The 10908-nt window shown below is 70.9% G+C and carries 11 protein-coding genes; 10 read left to right on the top strand and 1 reads right to left on the bottom strand.

Translation table 11 applies throughout. From position 1 onward, the window contains the following. Window positions 1-177: 177 nt before the first annotated feature. A complete protein-coding gene (locus AC0NH5_RS35195; RefSeq protein ID WP_474411404.1) occupies window positions 178-1257 on the bottom strand; it encodes an SAM-dependent methyltransferase in 1080 nt (359 codons plus the stop codon). A 168-nt stretch (window positions 1258-1425) separates the two neighbouring features. On the opposite strand from AC0NH5_RS35195, the gene AC0NH5_RS35200 reads away from it, so the two are divergent. From AC0NH5_RS35200 to AC0NH5_RS35245, 10 genes are all read left to right on the top strand, one after another. After that, window positions 1426-2316, top strand: coding sequence for a Rossmann-like and DUF2520 domain-containing protein (locus AC0NH5_RS35200; RefSeq protein WP_474411387.1), 891 nt, complete (start codon window positions 1426-1428; stop codon window positions 2314-2316). Then, window positions 2313-3146: a pantoate--beta-alanine ligase gene (gene panC, locus AC0NH5_RS35205; RefSeq protein ID WP_474411388.1), complete on the top strand. Its 834-nt coding sequence runs from the start codon at window positions 2313-2315 to the stop codon at window positions 3144-3146. Before AC0NH5_RS35200 ends, panC begins: the two co-directional genes overlap by 4 nt. Then, window positions 3146-3574 carry an aspartate 1-decarboxylase gene (gene panD / locus AC0NH5_RS35210; protein ID WP_474411389.1) on the top strand — a complete coding sequence of 143 codons (429 nt, stop codon included), beginning with the start codon at window positions 3146-3148 and terminating at the stop codon, window positions 3572-3574. Before panC ends, panD begins: the two co-directional genes overlap by 1 nt. Before the next feature lie 84 nt (window positions 3575-3658). Continuing rightward, on the top strand, window positions 3659-4582 hold the full coding sequence (locus AC0NH5_RS35215) for a septum formation family protein (protein WP_474411390.1): 924 nt from the start codon (window positions 3659-3661) through the stop codon (window positions 4580-4582). A 62-nt stretch (window positions 4583-4644) separates the two neighbouring features. Further along, complete coding sequence (locus AC0NH5_RS35220; protein ID WP_474411391.1) at window positions 4645-6303, top strand: L-aspartate oxidase; 1659 nt, start codon at window positions 4645-4647, stop codon at window positions 6301-6303. Beyond that, entirely contained in the window at window positions 6300-7160 is an 861-nt protein-coding gene (gene nadC, locus AC0NH5_RS35225; protein WP_474411392.1) for a carboxylating nicotinate-nucleotide diphosphorylase, read from the top strand. The genes AC0NH5_RS35220 and nadC overlap by 4 nt, the downstream gene beginning before the upstream one ends. Window positions 7161-7387: 227 nt before the next feature. Next, on the top strand, window positions 7388-8146 hold the full coding sequence (locus tag AC0NH5_RS35230; RefSeq protein WP_474411393.1) for a type III pantothenate kinase: 759 nt from the start codon (window positions 7388-7390) through the stop codon (window positions 8144-8146). A gap of 56 nt (window positions 8147-8202) precedes the next feature. After that, window positions 8203-9711 (top strand): lysine--tRNA ligase, encoded by a 1509-nt coding sequence (gene lysS / locus AC0NH5_RS35235; RefSeq protein WP_474411394.1) that lies wholly within the window; start codon window positions 8203-8205, stop codon window positions 9709-9711. Window positions 9712-9812: 101 nt separating this feature from the next. After that, on the top strand, window positions 9813-10169 hold the full coding sequence (locus AC0NH5_RS35240) for a histone-like nucleoid-structuring protein Lsr2 (protein WP_474411395.1): 357 nt from the start codon (window positions 9813-9815) through the stop codon (window positions 10167-10169). A 482-nt stretch (window positions 10170-10651) separates the two neighbouring features. Continuing rightward, window positions 10652-10908 (top strand): Clp protease N-terminal domain-containing protein (locus tag AC0NH5_RS35245; RefSeq protein WP_474411396.1); only part of this gene is annotated, 257 nt, incomplete at its 3' end.

Genomic DNA, 10908 nt, shown 5'->3' on the forward strand with positions numbered 1-10908 from the left:
GCTCCGGTGGTGGGCGGGGCGGTCGGAAGGGCGTCCGTCACCGCAGCATCGTCCCACGCCCGGCGAGACCTCGGTGTGCCGCCGGGCGGCGCGGAGAGAGGCGGCGGCGAGCCGGAAGCCGGAAGCGCAGCCGCAGCGGGAGCCGGAGGGCACGGCCGAGGCCGGGAGCCCGCCGCGTCATGTCAGCGGCACGTCCACTCCGACGGTGTGCCACAGCCACCAGTGCCCACCCAGGCCGTGCGGGTCGATCAGCTCGGCGGCGGCACCGGCTCCGGCCAGCGCCCGGACATAGGCCGCCGGGTCCGTGCGGGCCAGGGCCATCGGTGGGCGGGCGCCGTCGACACAGAACGCTTTCAGCGCATCACGCTGGCGGATCATCTGGTACGGCGTACCGGCAGCGACCGCCACCGCGTCCATGGCCACATGTGCCGTGACGTCGCAGCTCCCGTCCGGGACCGGTGTCACCTGCCGCCCGTCCCGGAACCCGGTGAGCGTCCCGAACGCCGGGCGCTCGCTCCGCCGATGCCCGTAGTCAACACACAGCGCGGCCCCGCGCCGCACCGAGTCCACCGCGTCCGCCCAGGCGGCGTCCCGGGGCCAGCCGATCTCGATCCGGCCGGGCCCCGGCCACCACCGGCTCAGCCAGAACAGGTCCGCCGCGTCGGCCGCGGCCCCGAGCGTCTCCACGCCCGTGGCCGGGTCCACCAGCATCTTCCGCAGCCGCCCCTGCTCGTCGGTGTCCACGATGTCCAGCGGCACGTTGTCCAGCCACTCGGTGGCGACCAGCAGCCCCACGATGTCCGCCGGCACGTCCCGCCGCCAGTGGATCATCGGCTCCGGCCCGTCCGGCTGAGAGGCCCGATCGAGTTCGTCGAACTGAGACGCCCGATCGAGTTCGTCGAACTGAGACGGCCGATCGAGTTCGTCCGCCCGAGACGCCCGGTCGAGACCGTCCGGCCGCGGTGCCATCTCCACGGCCGACAACCGCACCCGCCGGGCGAGATCCTCCGGCAGCAGCGCGCGCAGGGTGAGAAGCAGCTCCCCCCGCCCCGCGCCCACGTCCACCAGGTCGAACGTCTTCGGATGCCCCAGCGCCGCGTCCACCCGTTCGATCACCCGCAGCAGGGCCCCGGCGAACAGCGGCGAGGCGTGCACGCTGGTCCGGAAGTGGGCGGCCGGTCCACCGTGAGGCCGTACGAAGAATCCGCCGGGCCCGTAGAGGGCCGCCTGCATCGCGTGCCGCCAGCCGATCGCCACCATGCCACCAGTCGGAACGAGCCGAGTCGGAAGGAACTCAGCGCAACCGTGCCCCGGCCGATCGGATCGGTGCCGGTGCGGTTCTTCACTAAGGGTTGCTACGGACGTGTTACGGCGGAGCATACTGGCGCTCGACCGGTACCCCGACCCTGAGGACTGGATCCATAGATGAACGCTTTGACCGTCGGCGTCATCGGCGCCGGCCGGGTGGGCGCCGTGCTGGGCGCCGCGCTGACCCGGGCCGGGCACCGGGTGGTCGCCGCCGCCGCTGTCTCCGCCGCCTCCCGTGAGCGTGCCGCCCGCCTGTTGCCGGACGCCGCCGTCCTGCCCGCGCACGAGGTCGCCCGGGCCGCCACCGACCTGTTGCTGCTCGCCGTCCCGGACGACGTTCTGGGCAGCGTGGTCGCCGGCCTGGACCGGACCGGGGCGCTGCGCCCCGGCCAGGTCGTGGCGCACACCTCAGGTGCTCACGGACTCGCTGTTCTGGGCGATGTGAACGGCATGGCCCTGCACCCCGCGATGACCTTCACCGGCGCCGCTTCCGACCTGGACCGGCTGCCCGGCATCGCCTGGGGTGTCACCACGCCGGACCGGGTCTTCGCCACCCGGCTGGTCGCCGATCTCGGCGGCGTGCCGGAGTGGGTCACGGAGGATTCCCGGCCGGTCTATCACGCGGCGCTCGCGCACGGCGCGAACCATCTGGTCACGCTCGTCAACGAGGCCGCCGACCTGCTGCGCTCGGCCGGCGTGGAGCAGCCTCGCCGGGTGCTCGAGCCACTGCTGACCGCCGCGCTCGACAACGCCCTGCGGATGGGCGACGCCGCGCTGACCGGCCCGGTCTCCCGCGGTGACGCCGGCACGGTCGCCAAGCACCTGGACCGGATGCCGGCCGACGCGGTCCCGGCCTATCTGGCGATGGCCCGCCGGACCGCGGACCGGGCGATCGCCTCCGGGCGGCTGCGCCCGCACGACGCGACCGCTTTGCTCGACGTGCTGGCGCGGTCCGGGGGCCGGCAGACCGGCGGCGGGCGGACCGAAGTGAAGGAGACGACCACATGACCGCACTGGTGCACACCCGGGCCGAGCTGGCTTCGGTGCTGGATCTGGCGCAGGGTGAGATCGCGGTCGTGATGACCATGGGCGCGCTGCACGAGGGTCATCGGCAGCTGATGCGGGAGGCCCGGAAGCGCTCCGCCTTCGTGCTGGTCACGATCTTTGTGAACCCGCTGCAGTTCGGGCCGGACGAAGACTTCGAGAAATACCCGCGCACTCTCGACGCCGACGTCGCGGCCTGTGCCGCGGAGGGTGTCGCGGTGGTCTTCGCGCCGGGCCGGGACGACGTCTACCCGGGCGGGGCGCCGTCGATCACCATGCATCCGGGGCCGCTCGGCGAGATCCTGGAGGGTGCGAGCCGTCCCGGCCACTTCTCCGGGATGCTGACCGTGGTCGAGAAGCTGCTGATGCTGACCCGCGCCGACGTCGCGTACTTCGGGGAGAAGGACTTCCAGCAGCTCGCGCTGATCCGCCGGATGGTGACCGATCTGGAGCTGGACGTCGAGATCATCGGTGTTCCGACCGTACGCGAACCGGATGGTCTTGCTCTTTCCAGCCGTAACCGGTTCCTCTCGCCGGACCAGCGCCGGGCTGCGCTGGCGCTCTCCCGCGCGTTGCGCGAGGGCGCCGAGCAGCACGACCCCGATGAGGTCCTGGCCGTCGCCCACAAGATCTTGGCGAAGGAGCCGGAGGTACGGGTGGACTACCTCGAACTGACCGGCACGGACCTCGGCGCCGCGCCGGACTCGGGGGACGCACGCTTGCTCGTGGCCGCCAAGGTCGGCACCACCCGCTTGATCGACAATGTCCCGCTCCGTCTGCAGAAGGGCGCCTGATGCTCCGCACGATGCTGAAGTCGAAGATCCACCGGGCCACCGTCACCCAGGCCGACCTGCACTACGTCGGGTCCGTCACGGTCGATCTCGATCTGCTGGAGGCGGCCGATCTGCTGCCCGGCGAGCAGGTGGCGATCGTCGACGTCACCAACGGGGCCCGGCTGGAGACCTATGTGATCCCGGGTGAGCGGGGCAGCGGCGTGATCGGCATCAACGGCGCGGCGGCGCACCTGGTGCACCCTGGGGACCTGGTCATCCTGATCTCGTACGGGCAGATGGACGACGCCGAGGCGCGTGGACATCAGCCCCGGATCGTGCACGTGGACGCCGCCAACAAGATCATCGAGCTGGGCGCCGATCCGGCCGAGGCGGTCGCCGGGATGGCGGACGACCTGGTGCGGGGGGATCTGACGCTGAGCGCCCGCTGACTTCCTCGAACGCCGCCGGGGTCCGAACGATCATCATATGATGGATAAATCGGACACCGGCGGCGTGGGAAGAGGCGTGGGTTCATGCGACACCGGTTGCGTGCCCGGTGCGGGCTGGCCGCCGCGAGCGCGGCTCTGCTGCTGCTGGCGGCGGGCTGCGGCGACGGCAGCAACGTGGACGGCGATCTGACCGACAACTGGGCGGCGATGGCTCCGGCCAGCGGGTTCGTGCCCGAGGCCGGCACCTGCCACCTCGCCAACTTCGCCGTCTCCGGTCCGCGGGCCATCTATGAGGAGGCCGACTGCGACGTCCTGCACCGGACCGAGACGGTCTTCGTCGGGGAGTACACCGGGGCCGCCGCCGACGGTGCCGAACCGCCGGAGAACAGCTCGGCCGGCGCCCGTGAGGCGTACCGGACCTGCGACGAGAAGACCACCGAGTACGTCGGCGGCCCGTGGCGCAACGCCCGGCTCTGGATCGGCGTCACCCATCCGTCGCCGGCCGCGTGGACCGGCGGCGCCCGCTGGTACCGCTGCGAGGTGGTCGAGCTCGACTCGATCGAGGACGACGGCGCCCTCACCCAGCGCGAGGGCACCCTCAAGGGCGAGCTGGCCGACGGCACCTCCGAGCTGATGCTGGGCTGCTACGCCATCGAGATGGACGACTCCGGCGCGATCGACACGATGCCCCCGGTCGAGTGCGACCGGAAGCACAACGCCGAGTTCGTCGGCATCTGGAACGCGCCCGCCAAGGCTTCCTACCCCAAGGGCGACGCCACCTGGGAGGAGTTCCACGACGGCTGCCGCGGCCTGGTGGCCGGATATGTGGGCGTGCCGGCCGACGACGACCTGCGGTACCGCACCGGGGTGGTGTCGCTGCCCGGCAACACCGACGTCTGGGCGCAGGGCGACCACTCGGTGCGCTGTTACCTGTGGCTGGACGGCGCCGAGCTGACCACGTCGCTCAAGGGCAAGGGGACGAAAGCCCTGCCGGTTCAGTACAAGTAACGGTGACCACTGATGTCGGCCCCGGCGTGACGCGGCCGTAGGCGCGGAGTGTACTGACACACATGTCTCCTCTCGCGGATCTACCGGCGCTGCCGCGCCGGCTCGCCGCCGCCGAGCCGGGCTGGTCCGAGACGACCGACGTGGTGGTGGTGGGCTCCGGCATCGCCGGCCTGACCGCGGCACTTCACCTGCGCGAACACGGCCTGCACGTGACCGTCGTGACCAAGGTGAACATCGACGACGGCTCCACCAGATGGGCGCAGGGCGGGATCGCCGCGGTGCTGGACCCGCTGGACACGCCGAAGGCGCACGCCTACGACACGGAGGTCGCCGGCGTCGGGCTCTGCGACCCGGAGGCGGTGCGGGTCCTGGTCGAGGAGGGCCCGGCACGCATCCGGGAGCTGATCCGCCGCGGTGCCGCGTTCGACCGCCACCCGGACGGCTCGCTGATGCTGACCCGTGAGGGCGGGCACCGGGCCGACCGGATCGTGCACGCCGGCGGCGACGCGACCGGCGCCGAGGTGCAGCGCGCGCTGCACGAGGCGGTTCGCCGGGACCCGTGGATCCGACTCGTCGAGCACGCCCTCGTGCTGGACCTGATGCGCGCCGCCGACGGCCGGGCCTGCGGGATCACCCTGCACGTGCTCGGCGAGGGCAGCGCGGACGGCGTCGGCGCGATCCTGGCCCGGGCCGTGGTGCTGGCCACCGGCGGGATGGGCCAGATCTTCTCGTCCACCACCAACCCGTCGGTCTCCACCGGCGACGGTGTGGCGCTCGCGCTGCGGGCCGGCGCCGAGGTCACCGACGTCGAGTTCGTGCAGTTCCACCCCACGTCGTTCGTCGGCGGGACAGACTCCGCGCAGCCCGGCGCCGCGCAGCGGCCGCTGATCTCCGAGGCGCTGCGTGGCGAGGGCGCCCACCTGGTGGACGAGGCGGGCAAGCGGTTCATGGTGGGGCAGCACGAGCTCGCCGAGCTGGCACCCCGCGACGTGGTCGCCAAGGGGATCCACCGGGTGCTGCTGTCGAGCGGGGCGGACCACGTCTATCTGGATGCCCGGCACCTCGGCCGGGAGTTCCTGGAGTCGCGCTTCCCGACGATCACGGCCTCGACCCGGGACGCCGGGGTGGACCCGGCCACCGACCTGATCCCCGTCGCGCCGGCCGCGCACTACGCCTCCGGCGGCGTGCGTACCGACCTGCACGGCCGCACCAGCATCCCCGGCCTGTACGCGTGCGGCGAGGTCGCCTGCACCGGCGTGCACGGCGCCAACCGGCTGGCCAGCAACTCCCTGCTGGAGGGCCTGGTGTTCGCCAAGCGGATCGCCGACGACGTGGCCCGCGACCTGCCGCCCCAGGCCGACCCGGCCCCGGCCGCCGACGGTCCCGCCTGGGTCGTCGACCCGGCGATCCGCACCGACCTGCAGCGCGCCATGACCCGCGGCGCCGGCGTGCTCCGCTCGGCCGGCTCGCTCGACATCGCGGCCGCGGAGCTGACCCGGCTCGCCGAGCTGCGCTCCCGCCCCTACAACGCGGCCTGGGAGGCGACCAACCTGCTCACCGTCGCCACCGCCCTGGTGGCCTCGGCGCGCGCCCGCCGCGAGACCCGTGGCTGCCACTGGCGCGAGGACCACCCGGACGCGGCCGACGAGTGGCGTGGCCACCTGCTCGACGCGGTCGGCCCCGACGGCACCCTGACGCAGACCTTCCAGGAGATGGCGTGACCCAGCTCGAGCTCGACTTCGCCGACATCCAGCGCATCGTCCTGAACGCGCTCGCCGAGGACCTCGGCGAGCCGCCCCGGGACGTGACCAGCGAGGCCACCATCCCGGTCGGCCAGGTGGACACCGCCGAGCTGGTTGCCCGGGCCGACGGCGTGGTGGCCGGCCTGCTCGTCGCCGCCGAGGTCTTCGCCGCCACCTCGGCCGGCGCGGCCACCTTCGAGCCGGCCGTGGCCGACGGAGACCGGGTGCGCCGGGGTGACGTGCTGGCCGTGGTGACCGGGCCGACCCGGGCGCTGCTGACCGCCGAGCGCACCGCGCTGAACCTGCTCTGCCGGATGTCCGGCGTCGCCACCCACACCCGTCGCTGGGCGGACCAGCTGGCCGGCACGAAGGCGACGGTCCTGGACACCCGTAAGACCACCCCCGGGCTGCGGGTGCTGGAGAAGTACGCGGTCCGGGCCGGCGGCGGCACCAACAAGCGCATGGGCCTCTACGACGTCGCCATGATCAAGGACAACCACAAGCTCGCGGCGGGCAGCATCACGGCCGCGTACCAGCTGGTGCGGACGACGGCACCGGACGTGGCGGTGCAGGTCGAGGTGACCACCCTGGACGAGGCGCGCGAGGCGGTGGCGGCCGGCGCCACGTTCCTGCTCTGCGACAACATGACGCCGGAGCTGCTCACCGAGGTGGTGTCGGCGGTCGGTGGCGACGGGGTGGAGCTGGAGGCGACCGGCAACCTGACCCTGGAGACGGCCGCGGCCTACGCGGCGACCGGCGTCGACTACCTCTCGGTGGGCGGGCTCACCCACTCCTCACCGATCCTCGACATCGCCCTGGACCTACGCCCCCGCTGACCCCCGCGCCCCAGAACCTGCGTGTGAAGTTGCGGTGCGTATGCGGGCCGAACTTCACACACAGGGTGGGCGTGGCAGCGGGGTGGCGAGACTTGCGTGTGAAGTTGTGGTGCGTATGCGGGCCGAACTTCACACACAGGGTGGGCGTGGGCTCGGCGGGCGGGGTGGCTGCGCCTGTGGAGTTGTGGCCGTACAAAATAAAGGTCTTGATTTTGATTGGGGCCCTTGTGCTGCTCTGCATTGACATCGGTAACACCAACACTGTCCTGGCGACCTTCGACGGCGACAAGCTGGTGCACAACTGGCGGATCAAGACCGACGCCGCCTCGACGGCCGACGAGCTCGGTCTGATGTTCCGCGGGCTGCTCGCCGGCGACGCCGTCGAGATCACCGGCGTGGCCGCCTGCTCGACCGTGCCCGCCGCGCTGCGCAACCTGCGCACCATGCTGAAGCGGTACTACGGTGACGTGCCCAGCGTGGTGGTGGAGCCGGGCGTGAAGACCGGGGTGCAGCTGGCCATCGACAACCCCAAGGAGGTCGGCGCCGACCGGGTGGTCAACACGCTCGCGGCGCACGCCCTCTACGGCGGGCCGTCGATCGTGGTCGACTTCGGCACCACCACCAACTTCGACCTGATCAGCGCGAAGGGCGAATTCCTCGGCGGCGCGTTCGCGCCCGGCATCGAGATCTCCTTCGACGCGCTCGCCGCCCGTGCCGCGCAGCTGCGCAAGGTCGAGCCGACCAGGCCGCGCTCGGTGATCGGCAAGAACACCGTCGAGTGTCTGCAGGCCGGGCTCTACTTCGGTTTCGCCGGCCAGGTGGACCGGATCGTCGAGCGGATGATCGAGGAGATCGGCCCGGTCCGCGCGGTGATCGCCACCGGCGGGCTGGCCTGGCTGGTCAAGGACGAGTGCCGCACGATCACCGCGCACGAGCCGATGATCACGCTGATCGGGCTCCGGATGGTATATGAGCGGAACGTCTGAGCGCGGGTAAGTACGCTTTCCAGGTCCCCGACCAGCATTCAACAGGAAGTCTTGCCGTGACCGAGCAGAACCAGCCAGCGACCGATCCAGCCGAGGACCTGCCCGAGCAGATGCGGGTCCGCCGGGCGAAGCGGGACCGGCTGCTGGCCGAGGGCGTGCCGGCCTACCCGGTCAACGTCCCCCGGACCGCCGAGATCGCCGAGGTCCGCGCCCGGTACGCCGAGCTGCCCACCGACACCGCCAGCGGCGACCAGGTCTCCATCACCGGCCGGGTCATCTTCGTGCGCAACGGCGGGAAGCTCTGCTTCGCCACCCTGCGCGCCGGCGACGGCACGGAACTGCAGGCGATGTTCTCGCTGGACAAGGTCGGCGCGCAGGCGCTGGAGGAGTGGAAGCGCGCCGTCGACCTCGGTGACCTGGTGGCGGTGACCGGTGAGGTGATCACCAGCCGGCGCGGTGAGCTGTCCGTTCTCGCCGATTCCTGGGTCATGAGCGCCAAGGCGCTGCGCCCGCTTCCGGTCGCGCACAAGCCGCTTTCCGAGGAGACCCGGGTCCGGCAGCGCTATGTCGATCTGATCGTCCGGCCGCAGGCCCGGGAGGTCGTACGCACTCGCGCCACCGTGGTCCGCAGCCTCCGCGAGTCGCTGTTCCGCCGCAATTATCTCGAGGTGGAAACGCCCATGTTGCAGTTGCTGCACGGCGGCGCCGCGGCCCGGCCGTTTGTGACGCACAGCAACGCGCTCGACACTGATCTTTATCTGCGGATCGCCCCGGAACTGTTTTTGAAGCGTGCCGTCGTGGGTGGCATCGAGCGGGTCTTCGAGATCAACCGCAACTTCCGGAATGAGGGCATGGACTCCACGCACTCACCGGAGTTCGCGATGCTCGAGGCGTATCAGGCGTACGCCGACTACAACGTGATGCAGCAGCAGGTCCGGGAGTGGATTCAGGAGGCCGCGTTCGCGGTCGCCGGCTCGCACGTGGTCACCCACTTCGACGGCTCGGAACTGGACCTGGGCGGCGAGTGGCGGCAGATCACACTGTTCGGCTCGCTCTCCGAGGCGCTCGGCGAAGAGGTCACCGTGCAGACCGATCTCGCCCAGCTGCAGCAGTACGCGGAGAAGGTCCAGCTCTCGGCCGACCCCAAGTGGAGCGCCGGCAAGCTCGCCGAGGAGCTGTTCGAACATCTCGTCCAGCCGTCGCTGCAGGCGCCCACGTTCGTCCGGGACTATCCCGAGGAGACCGCCCCGCTCACCGCGGCGCACCGGGACACCCCCGGTCTGACCGAGAAGTGGGACCTCTATGTCGCCGGTTTCGAGCTGGCGACCGCCTATTCCGAGCTGGTCGACCCGGTGGTGCAGCGCGAGCGTCTGCACGCTCAGTCCCTGCTCGCGGCGGGTGGCGACGCCGAGGCCATGCAGCTCGACGAGGATTTCCTGCGGGCCATGGAGTACGGAATGCCGCCTACCGGTGGCATGGGAATGGGAATCGACCGGCTGTTGATGGCGCTCACCGGCCTGGGCATTCGGGAAACCATCCTCTTCCCGTTGGCCCGGCCGGAGTAGTCGCGCATATTTCTCCACCGCCATTGACGGGCTATGCGTCCCTGGCGTTATTGTCTTCCCATTGCTGGGGAGAGAACCTGTGTTCGGGAGGATAACCGCGCGTGGCCAAGCAGATCATTCACAAGTTGGTCGATGACATCGACGGCGGCGACGCTGAAGAGACCGTCAAGTTTGCGCTCGACGGCATTCAGTATGAGATCGATCTCTCGGAGAAGAACGCCGCTAAATTGCGGGAGGTCTTCGAGCCCTACGTGAACGCCGGCTCCAAGGTGGCCCGCGGTGGCGTGGTGGTGGGTGGCCGCGCGGCGCGCGGCCGCGGCGGCGCGACCGCCGACCGGGAGCAGAACAAGGCGATCCGGGAGTGGGCCAAGAAGGCGGGGAAGGACATCTCCGACCGCGGCCGGATCCCTCAGGAGATCGTGGACGAGTTCCACGCGAAGGGCCCCGGACGGGCCTGAGACGGCCGCCGGGGCTTCCCTCGCCTTCGGCGTCGGTTGTGGCGGGGCTCGAACCGTTCGGTTGTGGCGGGGCTCGAACCGTTCGGTTGTGGCGGGGCTGAACCCGTTTGGGCTTGACCCGGGTGGGCTTCGGCCGGTGGGCGGGGGCCAGCCGGTGAGGAGGGCGTGTCGATCTTGGATCGGCACGCCCTCCCGGCTTTTTGTCCCCAGGTTATCCACAGGCTTCCCGGTAGTTGTCCACAGCCTGTGGATCGCAGGGATTTCGCTGTACGCGTACACGTTCGGGTGGGGGAACAGCCGTTGAGCGTGCGAAGTTGGCTAAATCAACGTTGCGGATCGTTTCGAAGGGTCGCGAGGACCCGGCGGACACCGTCAGCGGCGATAGAGTTACTGCACGGGCATCACCGATGCCCGTGCGCTGGCCCCGCCAGCTGTTGAGACAGGCTCAGCATTGGCGCACGGCACGTGAGGAGCACGAGGGCATGTTCGAGCGGTTCACCGACCGAGCGCGACGGGTTGTCGTCCTGGCCCAAGAAGAGGCCCGGATGCTCAACCACAACTACATCGGGACTGAGCACATCCTGCTAGGCCTCATTCACGAGGGCGAAGGCGTTGCCGCCAAGGCTCTCGAGAGTCTGGGCATCTCCCTGGAGGGGGTGCGACAGCAGGTCGAGGAGATCATCGGTCAGGGTCAGCAGGCGCCGAGCGGGCACATTCCGTTCACGCCGCGCGCCAAGAA

This window comes from Actinoplanes sp. 13, assembly GCF_056134165.1.